Genomic DNA, 18,080 nt, shown 5'->3' on the forward strand with positions numbered 1-18,080 from the left:
TCAGATCTTGCCGGCTTCGTGGACCTGGTGGAGGTGGATGAGCATGTCGTACGCCTGGCCGATGGCCAGCGTGGGGAGCGGGTCGTTCTTGAAGGAGGAACCGGCCTCGTAGACGGGGCGGGGCGTGTCGAGCCACGTACGCCCGGCGGCCGGCAGCGTGCGCAGGTCGAGGTAGTAGTCGCGGTGGCGGACCCGGTCGAGGGTGTACTCCTGCATGCCGGGGGCGGCCGGGGAAACGGTGACCTTGCCCCAGGGCCCGCCGAGGGTGGTGGCGGTCAGGAACGATCCCCCGTTGAAGGTGAAGCCGATGGCGGCGTAGCTGCGGCCGAGGGCGTTGCGCAGGAACGTGCCTTGCGTCGTGGGGTACATCACGGGGTTGGTGGAGAGGTAGCCCACATGCCCGTTGTGCGCCGACAGCAGCATCTTGTCGCCGGTACGGCGGTGCCACCAGGTGGTGTTGTCGGCCATGACCCGGTCACGCAGGTGCTCCGCGGCGGACACCGACTCCGGGTCGGACAGGTCGAGTGAGGCGAACGCGAAGGTGTCGGCGATGCTGCGGGCGTGTTGCTCCGCCCATTCGTAGGCTTCGCCGCCGGTGCCCTTGTGCGCGGTGACCAGGTCGAGTGCGAGCTGGGCGGTGGTGGCGTTGCGGCGTCGCTCGACAAGGGGCCTGCCCAGGTAGGAGAAGACGTCGTCGAGGGGGCGCAGACCCGCATACAGTTCCTCGAGCCGTGTGAGATCCCGGGGATGGCTCGCGCGGACATGGGAGGTGACCCGTTCGAAGACGGCGTCGCCGAGCTTGGGCGCGCCGACGTCGTTGCCCATGAGGTGGACCTTCCGCCCGGGGTGCCGGTCGTTGTGCCGCCGCATCCAGGCGATGAGGCTGACGAACTCCTCGCGTTCCCAAGGGGATCCGGCGAGGGTCTCCTTGGCGATCTGCCGGGCGTCGCCGCTGCCGCCCTGGAGGTACTCGTCGATCCGCAGTCCGGCCGTCCAGCTCATCTCCAGCGCGAAGGTGGTGAAGCCCTTCTCCTCGACGAGGTGGCGGAAGACGCGTTCCTTCATGGCGAAGAACTCGTGCGAGCCGTGGGTGGCTTCGCCCAGCCCGACCACCTTGGCGTCACCGATCATGGTGCCCAGCGCCCGGAGGTCGGTGGTGCGGCCGCCGGGTTCCGTCGATCGCAGGGGGTGGGCGGCCCGCTCGATCGCGCGGAGCGCGGCGGCTTGCCGGTCGTTGGTCGTGGTGGCGGATGTCGCGGAGGCCGCCGGGGCGAGCAGGGCGGTGGCCACCAGACCGGCCGTCGCGGCGAGCAGTCCCCGGCGGCCGAATGAATGCTTGTACGTCGTCATGCTGATCGTTCCTCGGTTCGGTGTCCCATGGAAGGACGACTACGGATCAGACGCCGGCGCTGATGGTCCGTCGGATCCAGTCCGCGTACGCGGGCACGTTGCTGTACAGGCCCGGTCCGGCCGAGCAGGCCAGGCCCGGGGCGCCCGGGCCGGACGTGGTGCCGACCAACTCCCAGCGCCCGCCCCGGCCGCGCTGGATCTGCGGTCCGCCGGAGTCGCCGAAGCACGCCATCGCATCCGGCACGCGGCTGACCGTGCAGAGCCGGGTCGGGCCGGCCCAGCCGGGGGCGCACTCGGCGTCGGCGCCCCGTCGGGCGTCGAGTTCCTGCAGCCGGTCGGCGAACCGCGCGTCACCGAGCTCGGTGATGTCGACGACGGTGCCGAAGCCCAGCAGACGGGTCGGGGTGCCGGGTCGTCCGGGCCGTTCCGCGATCCTGACGGGCTGCTGGGCGACCGGCCGGTCCAGGCGGATCAGGGCGATGTCGTCCCGGTTGGCGGCCCGGCCCTCGCCGTTCAGGTAGCCCGGGTGGACCACCGTCCGGTCGATGGTCCGGACGGTGCCGCCGGAATGCCGCTGTGTGCTGCCGATCCGGACGGTGCCGTCCAGCACGGCCGCCTTCTCCGCCACGCAGTGAGCCGCCGTCAGCACCCACTGCCGATCGATCAGTGACGCCCCGCAGACCCCGTCGTCCAGGACACCCGGGACGGTCATCGGGATCGACGCCATGAACGGGTAACGCCCGCTGGAGTCCGCCCCGTTGACGATCGCTTCGGCGCTGCCGGTCAGCAGGGTGGCGCACGACGCGGCGGCGAGAGCGGCGACGGCGGTGGCGCGCACGGCACGACGGTGCATCAAGTTCAAGCTGAACAAGGGGAGTTCCTTTCCTCGAACATCCGGACGTGTTCAGCCTGCTGGCTCAAGATCCACCGATCCACCCGGCTGACTGTCTCCTGGAGAGTGGGGACAGCCCCCGGCGGGTGGTGTAGCCCGCTACACCTCGAAGTCGCCGTTGGCGAGCAGGGCGTGGAAGTTCAGGACGGCTTCGGCGCCGACGCTCCGCCCGGCCGTCGACGCGTTCGTCCGACAAATTCGCTACCGGGCGGCTGCAGCGCCGTGATACACAACCGACGTGAAAAAAGTCTTGGAGTTCCCCGAGGTCCTGCGGCTGATCGAAGACCGCTCGGCCGCGTTCCGCGCCGCGATCGCGTCCGCCCCCGACCTTGACGTCCAGGTCCCGACCTGCCCGGACTGGACGCTGCGCGAACTGGCGCAGCACCTCGGCGACGGCCGCCGCCGCCAGGCCGCCATCGTCGCGGCGGGCCCGGGCGCCGAGCCCCCGGCGAGGACGGACCCGAAGGGCGCCCCGACCGCACCCCGCGACCGCGAAGCCCTGGACGCCTGGCTCGCCGAGGCGACCGAGCTCATGCTCGACGCGATGCGCGAGGCCGGCCCGGACCGCGGCTGCTGGACCTGGTGGGGCCGCTCGCAGGCCCCGGAGACCAGCGGAGCCGTGGCCCGGCACCAGATCCAGGAGTTCGCCGTCCACACCTACGACGCCCTGCTCACCCAGGGGGCCGCGCAGCCGCTGCCGACGGACGTCGCGGTCGAGGGCGTCGACGAGTTCCTGACGACCGTCTCGGCGACGAACGTCCCCTGGCCGTTCAAGCCCGCGACCATCGACCTGCACGCGACCGAGGGCGGCTCCTGGCGCCTGACCCTCAACGCCGACGGCGTCCGCTGCGACGACCTCGCCGCCGACGCGGAGCCGGGCGACCTGACGGTGCGAGGCACAGCGAGCGAACTGGTCCTCTACTTCTACGCGCGCATCCCGTTCGACGGCCTGGAGACCACCGGCGACACCGAGTCGATGGAGCAGCTCGCGGAGTGGGACCCGAACGAGTAACAAGAGGGTCGACGCCGGCTGTCGGACGATGACCTGATCCCCCATGCGCGGGCCCGGGAGGACGCCGCCCAGGCGGCATGCCAAGGTTCGGAAACGATGAAATGGCCCCCGCATCAACCCCGAGAAGGGGAGGGTATGGGGGCCGTTGCCCCCGCCTGGGCGGGGCAGTCCCAGATATCGGATTCGCCGTCCGGTCGGGTACGGTGATGGCGATCCGCGCGCACGGCGAGAGCCCTAACTCCCGGATGTAGGACGCCAGTTGGGATCGCTAGTGCGCAGCGATGGTAGCGGTGCCACTCTTCACGGTGGAGTAATTGTCAAGAGTTGTGGGTTGAGTGACGTGCGATCAGCTGCAGTGGTCGTGGGACGCTCGATCAAGCGGCGGTTATCCGACCTGGCGGCGGGGCGGACGGGCGACCAGCAGTGATGTGAAGCGGTTCGCTTGGGGTCCCCCGCGCGGGGGACCCGATGCCCATCGTGGAGATGACCACCGAATCCGTCTTGAGCCGGATCCCGGGCGTTCACCGGGCAACGAAGCTCGACTCATGAGAATCAAGACGCTTCATCCTTCCCCACCGGTCGGTGACACCGCGCGGCCCGGCCCAAGGTGGGCCATCCACTGCGCCCAGCTCATACCCCTCGTCGTCCTCCCGTCGTGCCTGTGGCGTCTACCGTTCGCATTCGACTACGAGATGGGCCAGGTCTACGCGGTCCACCAGACCTGGCACTGGTGGGTGATCCTGTATGTCTTCGGACTCAGCCTTCTCTCCGAGGGACTGGCCTATCTCTCCTTCGGCCTGGTGGCCCGGTGGGGCGAAGTGGCACCCTCATGGCTCCCGGTCATCGGCGGCAAGCGCATTCCACCGTTCGCTGCGATCGTCCCGGCCGCTCTGGGCGGTCTGGCGCTGATCGCGCTGTGGGATCCCCTGCCTCTCGCCTTCCTCCACATCGGCGGGGTGCCCCTTGTCGAGTACTCCAGCGGATGGTGGAAGGCGCTTGCAGCAGTGGCCACTCTCCCGCTGACTCTGTGGGGTCCACTTCTCCTGGCCGTGACGTACGCGTACTACACGCGCCGTCGCGGAGAAGCAGTCGCTTGATACGCGCCGATGCCCAAGCGCGCCCGCGAGGCGCTGACCGTCGCGCGATACCGGTGCGCTGCTCACCGCCCGGCTGCCAGCCGGGAGTTGAGACGTGCGTAAGGCCTGGAGGGGGAAGTCCGGCAGGGATCCGAACGGGTGAAGACCGACCGGACGGGCTGCGCCGCTGTTGTCGGCTGATCGATGATCAGTCCGTCCCGTGCGCGGCCCGCGCGCACCCGGAGGAAGGCACTGCCATGACCGACGTCGAGTTCGTCTATGAGGCACCGGACATCTCCGAGGACGGCGGAGCCGTCACCTGGCGCTGGAGCGTGGTCAACAACACCGGCTCTCCCGTGACGCAGGTCGTGCTGACCCACCGGATGAGTCCGCCACTGCCGATCACCCGCGTGAGCGGACCGTCCGAGGTTCTGGGTGAAGCGGTCAAGAGCCGGTGGGAGACGCTGGCAGCCGATGAGCAGGCCGAGGGCGAGATCGTGGCCACCATGCCCGACGACCTGGACGGTACCGTGCAGATCAGCGGCCGGGTCACCTGGCAGCGGACCTGAGATCGCTGCCTCCACCCGACACCCAACCTTTTCCGGCTCCTGCCGCGTCGGGAGAGGGACAGGGGGAGGTGGCGTGCGTGGTGGACCAGGAGCGTCCGGGGTTTGCCGATGGACGGAGGCCCGACAGCACCGGTTGCTGCGGGTGGCCTTTCTGCTCACCGGTGACCTGCGGCTGGCCGGGGACCTGCTCCAGGAGGCGCTGATCAAGGTGTGCCTCAACTGCGCGATCTGGCGGGGGGGGGTGTGCGCTCTGGTTCGGCATCGACGACGGGCGGTACAAGGGCTGCTGCCAGGTGCTCGGTCGGCTGGACCGCAGCACCGTACTGGTCGGCACCAACGGCACCGCCCGCCGCATCCTGGCCTGGGACGTCGACCTGGGCACCCTGCACCGGGTGACCGAGCTCCCCGAGTCCATGTCGCTCTCCCTCGGCCCGGTCGGCCGGGCCTGACGGTGGGTCAGTCCCGGCCCCCGAAGCACGTGGTCAGAGGGGCTGGATCCGGGTGTGCAGGAGGCAGAATTCGTTGCCTTCCGGGTCGGCCAGGACGTGCCAGCTCTCGGTGCCGGTCTGGCCCACATCGGCGGGCTTGGCACCGAGGGCGAGCAGCCGCTCCAGCTCGGCGTCCTGGTCGCGGTCGGTGGCGCTGACGTCGATGTGCAGACGGAGCCTCGCGGGGCGCGGATTGCTGCTGAGGCTGAGGAGGAGGATGGGTTGCGGGCCGCCGAAACCAGTGTCGGGCGGCCCGATCGCGATGCTTCCGTCCTCCTCCCGGTCGAGTTCGACGTAGCCGAGGACCTCGCTCCAGAACGCGGCCAGCTGCTCGGGGTCGGTGCAGTCGAGGATCAGCTCACTGATGCGGCATGCCATGCCGATCAGTGTAGGCAGCGGCGACGGCGGGGCGACAGGCCCGCACCGTCGACGTACCGGTGCCCCGGCTCGGTCGCTAGTGGACGCAGAACTCGTTGCCCTCCGGGTCCGTCATGACCACCCACTCGCCGGCCGGTTCCTTGACGTGGCGGAAGATGTTGGCACCGAGGGCGGTGAGGCGCTCAACTTCCTTGTCCCGCTGGCCCGCAGGGCCGTGCAGGTCGATGTGCAGGCGGTTCTTGACGATCTTCTTCTCGGACTCCGGCACGCGGTTGAAGAGGATCCGGCGCCCCAGCCCGGTGCCGCTTTCCGGGTCGAACGGTTCGTCGGGGTGGCGTACCGCCGCCGCATCCCGCCAGGCGCGGCGGCCGTGGTGGTCGATCACGAGCTCGGGCGGGATGGCGCCCAGGTCGAGGAGCTTGCCGATGAGGGGGCTGTGGTCCTCGACCTGGTAGTGGAGTGCGGCGGCCCAGAAGTCGGCCTGGGTGTGGGGGTCGTGGGTGTCGACAACGAGCTTCCAGTGCATCGGGGTTGAGGTCATGATCGGCATCCTAGGGACGCATGCCGACAACGGGGGTTCCGCCGCGCCCAGCGGGTTCAGGGGTCGACCGACGCTGCGTCAGGCCTTTGGGCTTCGGAGCATCTGGGTAGGCTCCGAGCGCGAGTAGTTCGGGCTGATGGTCCGTCGCTCGTCCGACGCTTGCGGGGGGACCATGAAGCGGCGATCACTCGGAGGAAGACTCGGCCGTCTCGCTGTGGCCGGGGTGGCGATGGCGTGCCTGGGGTCATGTACCAGTACTGCTCCCGGGCCGGAGACCGGCACCGCTTCGGCGTCGAGCTCCGGCGTAGCCCAGGTCGACATCCAGCAGCAGCTGATGCGCTCCGCCGCCGCGGACGGTCACGCCCCGCGCGGCAGCCTGACCGTCATCTACCGACGCGATGAAATGACGAACTACTTCTGGCAGACGACCGATCCGGGCTTCTGCCAGGGAGACGGCACCACGCGGGGCCATAGCTGGGCCTGCGTCTGGGGGCCGTCGCTGTTGCCGGCCGGACCGACGCCCACTCTGAAGACGGTGATGGGCCCCGACAACATGGAGGGAGACGACTGGCTCACCGTGCTGGTCGCGCTCGGTGAGGAGGCCCGCAGCCTGACCTGCGGTGGCGTCCGCATCGAGCTGACGCTGGTGGGAACGGTCAGCGCCGCCGACGGCGAACGCCTCGCCGTCTACACCTATCTGGCGCCCTGGCACGCGAAAGGGCTGCTGGAAGCAGAGGTGGTACGGGCGGACGGAGCGACCACGGAGCGGATCACTCTGAACGGGCCGGTGCACAGGGGCAGCCTCTGGGGTCCGGAGAAGGACTGCGACCAGGTGGGCACCGCCCGCAGGAGAGAATGACGGTGCCTCAGGGGGAGGCGAGCGCGTCCGCCGGGGACAGGCGGGCGGCTCGCACGGCCGGGTACAGCCCCGCGACCGCGCCGATCACGAGCGTCGCCCCCACGCCGCCGGCCGCCGCCCTGCCCGCCCTCTTCGAACCGTTCCGCCGGCGGCCTCGACATGACCGTCACCCTGCCGGCTGCGGGGCAGCCGGCAGGGTGACGGTCGTTCAGCAGCGCTCGGCTACAGGACCACGAGCAGCTTGGTGCCGGGCACCAACTTCCGGTTGACGGAGGTCGATTGGACGAAGACGGTGTACGCCGGATTGTCGCCCGGCTTCACCGTGGCCTCGGCCTGCGGCAGGCCGAGGAGCCGCCGGGCCGCCGGGCCGGAGAAGACCCGGCCCGTCATCCGGCCGGTGGCCGGGTCCTTCTCCGCCACGGCGAGCTGCTTGCTGCCCTGGATCTTCTCGCGCTTGGACAGCTCGTAGAAGGCGCAGCCGGTCTTGTACGGGTGCCCGGCGGTGGTGACGAACTCGCGGATCGGCGTCGGCTGGTCGACCGGCACAAGGATGTACGTGCCGGCGTCCAGGGCGTCGAGGCTCGCCTTCACGTCGGCGGTGCTCAGATCCTGGCCCATCGCGAACAGGTTCTTGGTGCCGCGCACACCCTGCTCGCGGCCACGCAGGAAGCTCGTGGCAGCCGTCCGGACGGTGCCGATGGCCTCCTCGACACCCTTGCTGGAGTCCGCGTCCCAGATCGCGATGTTGCCCGCCGGGAAGCCGTACTCCTGGGCGGTGCGCTTGGCCAGCGAATTCGGCACCAGGATTGCCGACGTCCAGTGGTCGGGCAGGTCGTCCATGGCGCTCTGAATGCGGCCGCGCCACTTGCTCAGAACGCCGGCGCCCTTTCCGCCGCCCATCCGGATGTGCATCTGGCCGGTCTCCGAGAAACCCGAGGCATTCTCCTCGCCGTCGGTGACGACGACCTGGAGGAAGGAGTGCTCGCCGTACCCTTCCCAGATGTTCTTCAGGTCGTCGACGGATTTCACGGCCGCCTCGATCAGCGCCGTCGCGCCGTTGTTCACCTGGTAGAGGCCCCGCAGGGACGGAAGGTGCTTGACGTCCATGTCCCACACGAGGTTTTCCACCTCGTGGTCGAAAGCGTAGAGGCTGATACGGGTTTCGTGACCGAGCCGGTCGGACTCCTCCTGAAGGCCCTTCACGAACTCGTCCACCACGCGAACAAGCTGCGCCTCGTGCTTGCGCATCGAGCCGGAATTGTCGACCACGAGGGAGACGTGGTTGACCTTGTGCTTGATCCTGTTAGCAGACACGGTGATACCCCTTTTTCAACGCTCTTCCGACGCCTTTCCGGCGTCCCCTCCGACGTTGATTACAGACTACGGTGGGGCACTGACAATTCCCGTTAGCGGGAGAGCCAGGCGCCGGTGAAGGCGAGGACGGCGGAGCCGTCGAGGTCGGCGAGCTTGGTGGCGGTGAACTGGCGGGCCGCGTCGGAGGTCTGCACGCGGAAGGCCGGGCGGTCCGTGGTGAGGGCCGCGACGATCGCGGCGGCGGCCTGGTCGGAGGTCTGGGCGTTGTCGAAGGCCTTCGTGGTGCGCTCGATGTAGGCGTGCAGAGCCGGTGCGTACGGACCCGCCTGGGCCACCAGAGTGTCGCGGCCACCGAGGTTGCTGACGAACTCGCTGGCCACCGCGCCCGGTTCGACCACGGTGACGGTCACGCCGGTGGTCGCCGCGACCGGGGCGAGCGACTCCATGAAGCCTTCGACCGCGAACTTGGCCGCGCAGTACGCCTCGTTGAACGGCTGGCCGATCACGCCGCCGACGCTGGTCACCGTCAGCACGCGTCCCTTGCTTGCGCGAAGCATCGGCAGGGCCGCCTTGGTGACATGCAGGACGCCGAAGAAGTTGACCTCCATGACGGCGCGTACGTCCTCGACGCTCACCTGCTCCAGCGTGCCGACGTGGCCGGCGCCGGCGTTGTTGACGAGCGCGTCGAGTCGGTCGAGACCGGCCAGGCAGGCCGCGACGGAGGCCGGGTCGGTCACGTCCAGCGCGCGGACGTCGACGCTCACCCCGGCTGCCTGGGCCGCCGCCAGCAGAGCCCCCGCCTTGGTGGTGTCGCGCATGGTGGCGACGACGTGCCAGCCGCTCTGCGCGGCGGCGACGGCGGTGGCCAGGCCGATGCCGGAGGAGGTGCCGGTGATCAGGACGGTCTTGGTGCTCATCTCGCGATGCCCCTTACTTATGGATCATAACTACTATCGCTCATAACTATGGGGCGGAACATTTCACTCTGTCAAGCACCTCGCTAGACTGACCCCATGCCCACACCACCGGACGAGCTGACCAGAGAGGTCGTCGGCCTCTTCGCGGCCATCAACCGCCGCTACCTCCAGGAGTCCGAGACCGCCGCCGCCGCCCACGAGCTGACCCCGCTCCAGGCCAAGGCACTGCTCGCCACCGAGACCCCGGTCCCGATGCGCCGGATCGCCGACCGCCTGCACGCGGAGCCCTCCAACGTCACCGCGATCATCGACCGCCTGGCCGCCCGCGGCCTGGTCGAGCGACAGGCCGACCCGGCAGACCGCCGCGTCAAACTCGTCGCCGCCACCGAGGCCGGCCGCACCGTCGCCGCCGACCTCCGCACCCGGATGCCGTTCGCCGACGCGCCTCTGGACCGGCTCAGCACCGAGCAGCGCGAGTCCCTGCGCGAGCTGCTACAACTGATCGTCGAGACCTGACGGCGGCCACCGCGCTTCGCCCGTACCGAGCGTGATGACGACCCGTACCCGCATCGGCCGGTCTCCCCGGCGGGACAGGACGACGAGCTCCGTGACCCGGGCGGGCATGCTGCCCAGGAGGGCGGCCAATTCGGGGGCAAGGGTGCGCGGATGCTTGCTCCGGCCCAGTGAGAGGTGCGGGGTGAACCCGTCGGCCCGGCTCCGGCAACGGGGGAAACGCTCCTGCAGCGCGTCGTGAAGTCTCTGCCAGGGGGCCGGGTCGGCCGCTGCCGGGTCGAGCCACAGCGTGGCGTCGTGACGGTGGCTGAAACTGCGTACCCCGCTGAGCCGAGCGGTGAACGGCTCGACCTCGGCCGCCGCGTCGGACAGCAGCGGGACCGCTCGGCCGAAGTCCGTCTCCGGTACGAAGCCGAAGAGCAGGTTCACGTGTGGCGGCCAGCGGCGGATCTGCCGGTCGTGCACCTCGCGGATGCGCTGGACGGCGGGCCACAGCTCCACCGGCGGGAGCCACGCCACCGCCGTGCGAGGCGTCGGCGGGCTGCCGAGCACACCCGGAGACTCGGCACCGTCGTTGGGTGAGAAGTCCGCGTCCACCTCACCATCGTCCGGCACCACCGGTGCCGGGCGCTCGCGGACGGGTGGCGCGGCTCAGCCGCAGTGCGTCCAGCCGCTGGTCCAGGTGGAGTCCTGGTAGGAACCGCCCCACTGCACACAGGTGTTGGCGGCGCGCTTGGTAACCGGGCCCGCGTAGGAGGCGAAGCTGCCGGGGTTGCTCGCCGAGCCGCCGTCCTTGACCGCGAGGGTGGCGTTCATCGGGACCGGGCCGGCCGGGTTGTTCACGATCGTGGTGACGCAGTTGTCGCCGGTGGCGCCCTTGTAGAGCAAGTACACGGTGGCGCCGCCGAGGCTGTGCGAGTCGATGACGTTGAATCCGCTGCCGCACACCTGGACCGGCGTGTACGACTTGCCGACGGGCGGCGGCGAGGTCTGCGCGTTGCCCGGGGTGGGCGTGGCGGCGGGCTGGGAGACGGGCGGCCGCGCGGGCGCCGAGGTACCGGCCGGCGGCGGTGCGTTCGTCACGGGGGTGGCCGGGCGGGAGACACCGGCGGAAGGAAGCGCGGAGGCGGAAGCGGAGGGGGAGGCCGAAGCAGTGGCGGAGGCCGAAGGGGCGGCCGACTCCCCGGCGGAGGACGATGGGCTGTCGTCGGGCTGGGCGGAGGCGCTGTTGTCGGGTGCGGCCGCGGCGCGGGCGGGATCGCGTCCCGAGTCGCCGGGGAGGACCGCGACCACCATGCCGGTGATGGCGGCGGTCGCCGCGACACCGGCGGCCACGGCGCGGATGTGCTTCCGGCGCCGCTGCTGCTCCCCGTGACGCTCCGCCAGGGCCGCCCAGTCGGGCTCCTGACCCCTGGTCACCAGCGGTCCGTCGCCCCAGGCCGGCCCTGATCCGCGTATCTCCGTCATGGCCCGTGATCATAGATCACCCGTCAGTTCGTCCTGGTCCCGGGCTGATGGGAAGCCTCGGCCGTGCGCTCGCAGCGAGCCGGTAGCGTGGTCGGCGGCTGTCGCGAGTCTCCCGCTGCCACACGTGTGGGTGAACCTGGCAGCAGCGGCAGCTCGGGACGGCCGCCCGATGGGCCGTCAGTGATATCCAGGAAACGGCAGTGCCCACCGCGCGGCCCCTGAACTGTGCGTCCGTGGAGGAGAGATCGTGCGCCCCAGTGCCGAGAAGAGTCGGCCCGAACCGACGGCGGCGGCCGGTCCGGACGCCGAACTCCTGGTGCGGGCCTCGGTCCTGCTCGCCGAGGCCGCGCTGGAAGTGCGCCGGGCCGGGGCCGGACTGACCGCGGGGGTCACCGGGTGGCGGTTCGCGCTGGACGCGCTGCGTGAGCCGGTGCCCGCCGCGGTGGCGGCCGCCTCGGTGGCGCGGGCTCTGTTCAACCCGGCCGGGCTCGGGTTCGGGCCGGTCGGCGGGCCGGTGGGCGAGGCCATGCGCTGGGCCGGGGCGGTGACCCGCCGGAGGTCGGCCGCGGTGGGGATGGCGGCGGACGCGTTCGACCTGCGGGTCCGGGCGGCGGCGGCCGGGCATCCCAACCTGGAGTCGCCAATGGTGGCCCGGCTGGTCGAGGCGGTGGCGGCGGGGGAGCGGTTGGAGACCGCGCGGGCCTGGTGCGCACTGGTCGAACGGCTGGGCGTGACAAGGGCGTTGACCACGATCGGCCCGGTGGCGCAGGAACTGCTGGCCTGGGCCGGGCTGTTCGACGAGAACCCGTTCAACGACGATGCCGCCTGGGCGATTCTGCACGGCGAACTGCCGCCGACAGACCCGGTGTTGGGCCTGCCGTCCGGCTGGATCTCCTACCTGGAGCGCGGCCCGGGGAACGCCGAGGCGGTCGACCCCGACCCGCTGCTGGCCCGGACGATGGCCCACTCGGCCAACGACATCACCAGCTACCTGGACAACATGGCCGCGCTGGGCAACCACGGCGCCGCCCTGCTCCGCCGGATCCACTGCACCGACGGCGAGACCCGCTACGTCCTGCTGCTGCCCGGACTCTCCTTCGCCAAGCTCAGCAACAACACCCCCGCGGACCTGGCCGGCGGGATCGACAACACGGTGAACACCGACACCACGTACACCCGGGCGGCCCGGCGGGCCCTGGAGTCCGCGGGCGTTCCGGTCGGCGCCGAGCTGATGATCATCGGACACAGCCTCGGCGGGATGGCCGCGATGAACCTGGCCGCCGACCTGGAGTTCGTCACCACCTACCGGCTCACCCACGTCATCCCGACCGGCTCCGCGATCGACGACAAGCGCCCGGCCGACCCGGACACCAAGGTGATCAGCCTGGTCAACGGCTACGACCTGATCACCGGCATGGACGGCCGCGGCCCGGCCGCCCCGCACGACCTGCCGCCCGGCTGGACCGAACTGGCCTGGCTGGACGCGACGTTCGACTACCCGCTCAGCCACTCACCGCAGGCGTACGCGATCTCGCTGCGCGGCCTCGCCGCACCGCAGCGGGACACCGCCAACGAGCTGCTGAGCCGCTACGACGGCGAAATCGTCGGCAACCAGCTCTACCTGCTGCGCGACCGCTGACCCCCGGAAGGCTCAACCAAGTGACCACCGAAGCCGAGAAGCCCGTCCGCCCGCCGAGGCCGCCGGCCCTCTGGTCCTACGAGGGCGCCGTGCTCGGCGCCCTGCTGACCGCACGTCAACTCCCGTGGCTGGACGCACCGGCCCGCGCCCTCGGCGTCCGGTCGCTCACCCTGGACGGCCTCACCGAGCTGCTCGCCGGGCACCTGAACCGGATCCACGCCGGGCACCCGCTCCGACTGCCGACACCGCTCGGCACCTACCTGGTACCGGTCACCCGGCCGGACGCGAGCGACCTGCTCGAGGCCGCCCGGGCCGCGGGCGCGATCGGCCCGGGCGACGGGCTGGACCACGCGGGCCGCCCCCGGCGGCAACTCGCCTGCGCGGCCGTGCCCTACCCCGCCCGGGCGCTGGGCCGGACCGCCGCCGCGGTCGCCGCCCAGGAGATCGGCCGACTGCCGGCGCACCGGGACACCGACGACCTGATCACCCCTCAGCAGTGGACCGAGGCGGCCAGGCGGATCGCCCGGCGGCTGGTGGCGGGGGACGCGGCGGCGGACGACACCGTACTGAGCCGAGTCCTCGCGGCCGCCGTGGACGCGGCCGGGACCCGCCGGGAGGCGGACTGGGCCGACGCGTTGCGCCGCCGTCTCGACCCCTACCTGCGCGGCCCGGCCCGGGGCGGTCTGGCCGGGTACCTGGCACGGCGGGCCGAGCACCCGGACCCGGCACCCGCCCTCGAACACACCCTGGCCGTGGTCACCGACGCGCTCTGCCACACCGTCCCGCAGGCGATCGCGCTGACGAGTACCGATGGCGGTCCGGACAGCGCCGAGGACGCCGTCCGGACCGCGCTCGACCTGTGGCCGCCGATCGCCGCCACCACGTACCGGACCGGGGCGGCCTTCGCCTGGCACGGCGACCGGATCCCGGCCGGATCCAGGATCCTGTGCGCCTCCGCCGTGCTGAACGCGCTGGCCCGGCAGGACTCGGACCAGCCCACTTCCTCGGACGGGCTGCCCTCGCCGCTGTGCAGCTCACCCGAGCCGTGCCCGGCCACCCGGCTGGCCGTCCTGGTGGCCGAGACCGTGGTCCGGGCCGCTCTCGAGGCCACCCGCCCCGCGCTGCTCTCCCCGGCGCTCGACCCGCACCGGCTGCCGGGAGTCCTCGACCCCGGCGCGCTGCGGCTGGCGTTCCACGACCGGGCCGACGCGCCGCCCCGCAGCCGGGTGTCGCCGAACCGGGCCGGCACCTCCCGCGACCTCACCCCGCAGGGTGAACCGACCACCCACTACGCCCAGTTGGCGACGGCCGGGGCGACCCGGCTGACCCGGCACGCCGAGAGCCTGGCCAACTGCGCCGAGGACGCCCGGTGGACCGGGCCGGTCGGCGAACGGTTCCGGATGGCCCTGCTGCGCCACGCCCGCCGCTGCGCGGTCACGGCGGCGGACCTCCGGCACGCCGCCGACCGGCTCGGCCGACTGCCCGGCGGGCCGGGCGGGTTGGGCGGCCCGGGCCGGTCGTGACCGTCAGGCGAAGCCGCCGTTGCGGCGGCGGCCGACCCACGCGTCCAGCGTGGTCTGGATCTCGGAGCGGACCTGCTCGGCGAGGGCCCCGGCCTGCGCCCGCAGGGTCGCCGCGTCGGCCGTCGGCCCGGTCGGGATCGGTGCGCCGAAGACCAGCGTCACCTTGGCCGGCAGCGGCAGCAGCCCGGCGAGACCGAACAGCGGCAGGGTGGGCGTGACGGGCGCGTACGGCAGGTCGAGGAGGCGGGCCAGCGGCTTGCAGTTGGCCAGCACCGGGTACGCCTCCTCGGTGCCGATCACCGCGACCGGGACGATCGGCACGCCGGTGGCCATCGCCACGGCGGCGAACCCGCCACGGCCGAAGTCCCGCAGCCGGTACCGCTCGGCATAGCCCTTCCCCAGCCCCCGGGCCCCTTCGGGGTACGTCAGCACCAGCTGACCCTCGTTCAGCAGGCGTCTGGTGCAGGCCGGATCGGTGGCCCAGACCTGGCCGGAGCGGCGGGCCTGCTCGCCCAACACCGGTACCTTGAACAGAAGTTCGTCGGCGATCGCGTGCGCGGTCCGGGCCGCCGGGTGCTCGTGCCGGAGGGCGGAGACGATCAGCACCGAGTCGAGCGGGATCATCCCGGCGTGGTTGGCGGCCAGCAGCGCTCCGCCCTGGTCCGGCACGTTCTCCAGTCCGACCAGCTCGACCCGGAAGTAGTGCCGGGAGAGGAACCGGACCGCGGCGTCGATCAGTTGCCACGTGGAGTGCTGGGTGGTGCTGTGCATGTGCGGGAACTCCTGGTGCGGCGTCAGGGCGAGGTGAAGGCGAGGACCGCGTTGTGCCCGGCGAAGCCCAGCGACTGACTGAGCGCCAGGCCGATCCGCTGCGGCCGGGCCGTACCGGCCACCACGTCGAGATCGATCTCGGGGTCCAGCCGCCGGAGGTTGGCCGTGGGCGGGACCAGGCCGTCGCGGATGCTCAGGACGGTGCAGGCGGCCTCGATCGCCCCGGCCGCGCCGAGCGGGTGTCCGGTGACGCCCTTGACCGAGGTGACGCTCGGTCCTGACCCGAGGGCGGCCCGGATCGCCCGGGCCTCGGTGACGTCGTTCAGCCGGGTGCCGGTGCCGTGCGCGTTGACGTGGTCGACCTCGTGCGCCGACGCCCCGGCATCGGCCAGCGCCCGCCGGATCGCGGCGGCCGCCATCGCCCCGGTCGGCTCCGGCGCGGCCGCGTGGTACGCGTCGTTGGTCGCGCCGTACCCGGCGACGCCGGCCAGCGGCCGCGCGCCCCGGCTCCGCGCGAACCCGGCGGACTCCAGCACCAGGACGGCGGCCCCCTCGCCCAGCACGAAGCCGTCGCGGTCGGCGTCGAACGGGCGGGACGCCCCGGCCGGGTCGTCGGTCCGTCGGGAGAGCGCCTTCATCCGGGCGAAACCGGTGCTGATCAACGGGGTGAGCGAGGCTTCGCAGCCACCGGCCAGCACCACGTCGCAGGCGCCGGTGGCGATCAGCTGCCGGGCCTGGCCGATCGCGCTGGTGCCCGAGGCGCAGGCCGTGCAGACCACATGGGTCGGCCCGTGCACACCGAACTCGATGGCGATCGGCGCGACCGGCCCGGTCGGCAGCGCCATCGGCAGGAAGTACGGGCTGACCTTGGCCTGCCCCTGCTCCAGCAGCCGATGGTGCTGCGTCTCCAGGGTGGTCGCCCCCCAGCCGCCGATGCCCAGCACCAGGCCGACCCGGGTGCCGTCCCAGCCGCGGTGGTCCAGCCCGGCCTGGGCGACCGCCTCGCGGACCGCGGTGAGGGCGAACTGCGAGACCCGGTCCAGCCGGTGGGCCGGCCCGGCGCCGAGCCGGGCCACCGGGTCGAAGTCCGGCACCCGGCAGGAGATGCCGACGGGGGAGTCTCCCAGCCCCGGATCGGCTGCCGCGACCGGGCGGCCCGCGCAGATCGCGGCCCAGCTGGGTTCCGTCCCCACCCCGGCGGGCGTCACCATGCCGATGCCGGTCACGACGGTGCGGATCAACCGGACACCCGCAGGCCGGCCGCGGAACCGGTACCGTCCAGCCGCGCGGCGAGCTCCGCCAGCGGCACCCCGGACAGCTCGTACGGTGCGGAGCCGTCGGTGCCGAACTCCTCGGCGGCCAGCAGGACGAACTCCTCGGCCGCCAGCGAGTCCAACTGCAGCTCGGCGAGGGTGGCTTCGGGCGAGATCAGCGCGAAGTCGACCTCCAGCGGGCCGATCAGGATGCGGACCAGCCGGGTGTAGGGGTCGTTCGGGTCGGTCATCGGAGTCCTCCGTGCGGGGTTGAGTGGACGTCAGAAACCATGGGTGGCGGGCCGCGCGGCCGAGACCGGCAGGCCGACCGGCTCGGTGAAGCTCGGCCCGGCGCGGCGGACCAGCCGCCCGCTGCGCCGGACGGCCGGGAGGTGTGGGGCGAAGCTCTCCAGGAACGCCGCCGCCTGGGCCCGGGCCAACGCCGCGCCGGGGCAGAAGTGGCCGCCCTGGCCGAACGGGAAGCCGGGCCGGTGGTCGCGTCCCGGATCGAAGTGGTCCGGGTCCGGGTAGCGGGCCGGGTCGCGGTGCGCGGCGCCGATCATGAGGTGCAGCACGGTCCCCGCCGGGACCGGCCGGCCGCCGACCACCGTGGGGCGGTCGGCCCGACGGGTCGCCAGTTTCACCGGTGGGTCCCAGCGCAGCGTCTCCTCGATCAGCCCCGCCCGGTGCTCCGGGGCGGTGACCGACCGCTGCTGCTCCGGGGGCATCCGGAGCAGCCGGTCGCCCAGGTTGCCGAGCAGGTGCGTGGTGGTGATCAGCCCCGCCACCACCAGGGCGAACAGCTGGTCGACGGAGAACGTCACGTCGCCCAGGGCCGGTCCGTTCGCGGAGCGGTCCCGTTGGTGGGTGAACTGCTCCAGGTAGCACAGCAGTTGACCGGCCACCTGGTCGGCGGCCAGCAGCTCGTCGAGCGGCCGCCGGATCTCGCCCCCGGTCGAGATCACGGAGGCCAGCCCGGCCAGCAGACCGGCATCACGCCCGGGGAACCCGACCAGCCGGCACAGCACCGCGGCGGGCAGCGGCTTGCACAGGTCATCGATCAGGTCCGCCGCCCGGTCCTGACGCAGGGTCAGGACGAACTGCTCGACCGCGACCCGGACCTGAGCCCGGATCATCCCGTCCAGGGCCGTCACCGAGCGGAGGGTGAGCGCCGCCACCACGGGGCGCCGGTTGACCGGGTGCTCCGGTGGGTTCTGCATCAGCAGCGAATCGCACAGCGCGGACGTGGCCGGACTGGCGCGCCAACCGGGCGTCCGCTCGTCCCGCCAGGCCGCGTCCAGCATCACCAGCGCCGGATCGACCAGCGCCCGCCGCACGTCCTGGTAGCCCGGCACCAGGAACGCGCCCCACGGCGCGCGGACCAGTGGCCCCGCCGCCCGCAGCTCGGCGTACACCGCGCCGAGGTCCTCCGGATCCGGGGTCCGCAGCCAGCTCCGGACCAACTCCCGGGCCGGGGCAGGGGGCATCGTTTCTTCGGTCAGCGTGCTCATCGCGCCG

The 18,080-nt window shown here is 72.1% G+C and carries 20 protein-coding genes; 8 read left to right on the forward strand and 12 right to left on the reverse strand.

Annotation, left to right across the window (positions count from 1 at the left end; genetic code table 11):
- Together F4556_RS35860 and F4556_RS35865 are read right to left on the reverse strand one after the other, a co-directional pair.
- The gene (locus F4556_RS35860) at positions 1 to 1,350 is read right to left on the reverse strand and encodes an erythromycin esterase family protein (RefSeq protein WP_184923707.1); all 1,350 of its coding nucleotides are present in this window, start codon (positions 1,348 to 1,350) and stop codon (positions 1 to 3) included.
- Positions 1,351 to 1,396: 46 nt separating this feature from the next.
- Entirely contained in the window at positions 1,397 to 2,203 is an 807-nt protein-coding gene (locus F4556_RS35865) for a S1 family peptidase (protein ID WP_184923708.1), read from the reverse strand.
- A 277-nt stretch (positions 2,204 to 2,480) separates the two neighbouring features.
- On the opposite strand from F4556_RS35865, the gene F4556_RS35870 reads away from it, so the two are divergent.
- The 4 genes from F4556_RS35870 (at position 2,481) to F4556_RS35885 (ending at position 5,348) form a co-directional block, all read left to right on the forward strand.
- A complete protein-coding gene (locus F4556_RS35870; protein WP_184923710.1) occupies positions 2,481 to 3,254 on the forward strand; it encodes a maleylpyruvate isomerase family mycothiol-dependent enzyme in 774 nt (257 codons plus the stop codon).
- A gap of 545 nt (positions 3,255 to 3,799) precedes the next feature.
- Positions 3,800 to 4,351, forward strand: coding sequence for a hypothetical protein (locus tag F4556_RS35875; RefSeq protein ID WP_184923712.1), 552 nt, complete (start codon positions 3,800 to 3,802; stop codon positions 4,349 to 4,351).
- 236 nt (positions 4,352 to 4,587) lie between these two features.
- Positions 4,588 to 4,899 carry a hypothetical protein gene (locus F4556_RS35880; protein WP_184923713.1) on the forward strand — a complete coding sequence of 104 codons (312 nt, stop codon included), beginning with the start codon at positions 4,588 to 4,590 and terminating at the stop codon, positions 4,897 to 4,899.
- A 293-nt stretch (positions 4,900 to 5,192) separates the two neighbouring features.
- Complete coding sequence (locus F4556_RS35885; protein WP_184923715.1) at positions 5,193 to 5,348, forward strand: hypothetical protein; 156 nt, start codon at positions 5,193 to 5,195, stop codon at positions 5,346 to 5,348.
- A 33-nt stretch (positions 5,349 to 5,381) separates the two neighbouring features.
- Here the strand turns inward: F4556_RS35885 and F4556_RS35890 are convergent, their stop codons facing one another.
- Together F4556_RS35890 and F4556_RS35895 are read right to left on the reverse strand one after the other, a co-directional pair.
- Complete coding sequence (locus tag F4556_RS35890; protein ID WP_184923716.1) at positions 5,382 to 5,765, reverse strand: VOC family protein; 384 nt, start codon at positions 5,763 to 5,765, stop codon at positions 5,382 to 5,384.
- Positions 5,766 to 5,841: 76 nt separating this feature from the next.
- Positions 5,842 to 6,306, reverse strand: a complete 465-nt coding sequence (locus F4556_RS35895) for a VOC family protein (RefSeq protein WP_184923718.1) — start codon at positions 6,304 to 6,306, stop codon at positions 5,842 to 5,844.
- A 334-nt stretch (positions 6,307 to 6,640) separates the two neighbouring features.
- Here F4556_RS35895 and F4556_RS35900 point away from each other — a divergent pair, with 334 nt between their 5' ends.
- A complete protein-coding gene (locus F4556_RS35900; RefSeq protein ID WP_184923720.1) occupies positions 6,641 to 7,165 on the forward strand; it encodes a hypothetical protein in 525 nt (174 codons plus the stop codon).
- Positions 7,166 to 7,387: 222 nt separating this feature from the next.
- Here F4556_RS35900 and F4556_RS35905 read toward each other — a convergent pair whose 3' ends face one another.
- Both F4556_RS35905 and F4556_RS35910 read right to left on the reverse strand, forming a co-directional pair.
- Positions 7,388 to 8,479, reverse strand: coding sequence for a vWA domain-containing protein (locus F4556_RS35905; protein ID WP_184923722.1), 1,092 nt, complete (start codon positions 8,477 to 8,479; stop codon positions 7,388 to 7,390).
- 92 nt (positions 8,480 to 8,571) lie between these two features.
- Positions 8,572 to 9,396, reverse strand: coding sequence for an SDR family NAD(P)-dependent oxidoreductase (locus F4556_RS35910; RefSeq protein ID WP_184923724.1), 825 nt, complete (start codon positions 9,394 to 9,396; stop codon positions 8,572 to 8,574).
- Positions 9,397 to 9,492: 96 nt separating this feature from the next.
- Here F4556_RS35910 and F4556_RS35915 point away from each other — a divergent pair, with 96 nt between their 5' ends.
- The gene (locus F4556_RS35915) at positions 9,493 to 9,912 is read left to right on the forward strand and encodes a MarR family winged helix-turn-helix transcriptional regulator (RefSeq protein ID WP_184923726.1); all 420 of its coding nucleotides are present in this window, start codon (positions 9,493 to 9,495) and stop codon (positions 9,910 to 9,912) included.
- Here the strand turns inward: F4556_RS35915 and F4556_RS35920 are convergent.
- Together F4556_RS35920 and F4556_RS35925 are read right to left on the reverse strand one after the other, a co-directional pair.
- Complete coding sequence (locus F4556_RS35920) at positions 9,889 to 10,506, reverse strand: 2'-5' RNA ligase family protein (RefSeq protein ID WP_184923728.1); 618 nt, start codon at positions 10,504 to 10,506, stop codon at positions 9,889 to 9,891. The two genes, F4556_RS35915 and F4556_RS35920, sit on opposite strands and share 24 nt — an antisense overlap.
- A gap of 54 nt (positions 10,507 to 10,560) precedes the next feature.
- The gene (locus F4556_RS35925; RefSeq protein ID WP_184923730.1) at positions 10,561 to 11,376 is read right to left on the reverse strand and encodes a hypothetical protein; all 816 of its coding nucleotides are present in this window, start codon (positions 11,374 to 11,376) and stop codon (positions 10,561 to 10,563) included.
- A gap of 247 nt (positions 11,377 to 11,623) precedes the next feature.
- On the opposite strand from F4556_RS35925, the gene F4556_RS35930 reads away from it, so the two are divergent.
- On the forward strand, positions 11,624 to 13,015 hold the full coding sequence (locus F4556_RS35930) for an alpha/beta hydrolase family protein (protein WP_184923732.1): 1,392 nt from the start codon (positions 11,624 to 11,626) through the stop codon (positions 13,013 to 13,015).
- A gap of 20 nt (positions 13,016 to 13,035) precedes the next feature.
- Complete coding sequence (locus F4556_RS35935) at positions 13,036 to 14,538, forward strand: cytochrome P450 family protein (protein ID WP_184923734.1); 1,503 nt, start codon at positions 13,036 to 13,038, stop codon at positions 14,536 to 14,538.
- A 3-nt stretch (positions 14,539 to 14,541) separates the two neighbouring features.
- Here F4556_RS35935 and F4556_RS35940 read toward each other — a convergent pair whose 3' ends face one another.
- Genes F4556_RS35940 through F4556_RS35955 form a run of 4 tightly spaced genes read right to left on the reverse strand, consistent with a single transcriptional unit; the run spans position 14,542 to position 18,073 of the window.
- Complete coding sequence (locus F4556_RS35940) at positions 14,542 to 15,309, reverse strand: lysophospholipid acyltransferase family protein (protein ID WP_184923735.1); 768 nt, start codon at positions 15,307 to 15,309, stop codon at positions 14,542 to 14,544.
- Between the two features lie 23 nt (positions 15,310 to 15,332).
- Positions 15,333 to 16,550, reverse strand: a complete 1,218-nt coding sequence (locus F4556_RS35945; protein ID WP_281403681.1) for a beta-ketoacyl-[acyl-carrier-protein] synthase family protein — start codon at positions 16,548 to 16,550, stop codon at positions 15,333 to 15,335.
- On the reverse strand, positions 16,547 to 16,813 hold the full coding sequence (locus F4556_RS35950; protein ID WP_184923737.1) for a hypothetical protein: 267 nt from the start codon (positions 16,811 to 16,813) through the stop codon (positions 16,547 to 16,549). The genes F4556_RS35945 and F4556_RS35950 overlap by 4 nt, the downstream gene beginning before the upstream one ends.
- 30 nt (positions 16,814 to 16,843) lie before the next feature.
- Positions 16,844 to 18,073, reverse strand: a complete 1,230-nt coding sequence (locus F4556_RS35955) for a cytochrome P450 (protein ID WP_184923739.1) — start codon at positions 18,071 to 18,073, stop codon at positions 16,844 to 16,846.
- Between the last annotated feature and the right edge of the window lie 7 nt (positions 18,074 to 18,080).

This window comes from Kitasatospora gansuensis (genome assembly GCF_014203705.1).
GTDB lineage: Bacteria > Actinomycetota > Actinomycetes > Streptomycetales > Streptomycetaceae > Kitasatospora > Kitasatospora gansuensis.

What these genes read in the sequence shown, in the direction of transcription:
- F4556_RS35860 (WP_184923707.1), bottom strand. Translation starts at nt 1,350, where the DNA reads ATGACGACGTACAAGCATTCATTCGGCCGCCGGGGACTGCTCGCCGCG.
- F4556_RS35865 (WP_184923708.1), bottom strand. Translation starts at nt 2,203, where the DNA reads ATGCACCGTCGTGCCGTGCGCGCCACCGCCGTCGCCGCTCTCGCCGCC.
- F4556_RS35875 (WP_184923712.1), top strand. Translation starts at nt 3,800, where the DNA reads ATGAGAATCAAGACGCTTCATCCTTCCCCACCGGTCGGTGACACCGCG.
- F4556_RS35880 (WP_184923713.1), top strand. Translation starts at nt 4,588, where the DNA reads ATGACCGACGTCGAGTTCGTCTATGAGGCACCGGACATCTCCGAGGAC.
- F4556_RS35890 (WP_184923716.1), bottom strand. Translation starts at nt 5,765, where the DNA reads ATGGCATGCCGCATCAGTGAGCTGATCCTCGACTGCACCGACCCCGAG.
- F4556_RS35895 (WP_184923718.1), bottom strand. Translation starts at nt 6,306, where the DNA reads ATGACCTCAACCCCGATGCACTGGAAGCTCGTTGTCGACACCCACGAC.
- F4556_RS35900 (WP_184923720.1), top strand. Translation starts at nt 6,641, where the DNA reads ATGCGCTCCGCCGCCGCGGACGGTCACGCCCCGCGCGGCAGCCTGACC.
- F4556_RS35910 (WP_184923724.1), bottom strand. Translation starts at nt 9,396, where the DNA reads ATGAGCACCAAGACCGTCCTGATCACCGGCACCTCCTCCGGCATCGGC.
- F4556_RS35915 (WP_184923726.1), top strand. Translation starts at nt 9,493, where the DNA reads ATGCCCACACCACCGGACGAGCTGACCAGAGAGGTCGTCGGCCTCTTC.
- F4556_RS35925 (WP_184923730.1), bottom strand. Translation starts at nt 11,376, where the DNA reads ATGACGGAGATACGCGGATCAGGGCCGGCCTGGGGCGACGGACCGCTG.
- F4556_RS35940 (WP_184923735.1), bottom strand. Translation starts at nt 15,309, where the DNA reads ATGCACAGCACCACCCAGCACTCCACGTGGCAACTGATCGACGCCGCG.
- F4556_RS35950 (WP_184923737.1), bottom strand. Translation starts at nt 16,813, where the DNA reads ATGACCGACCCGAACGACCCCTACACCCGGCTGGTCCGCATCCTGATC.
- F4556_RS35955 (WP_184923739.1), bottom strand. Translation starts at nt 18,073, where the DNA reads ATGAGCACGCTGACCGAAGAAACGATGCCCCCTGCCCCGGCCCGGGAG.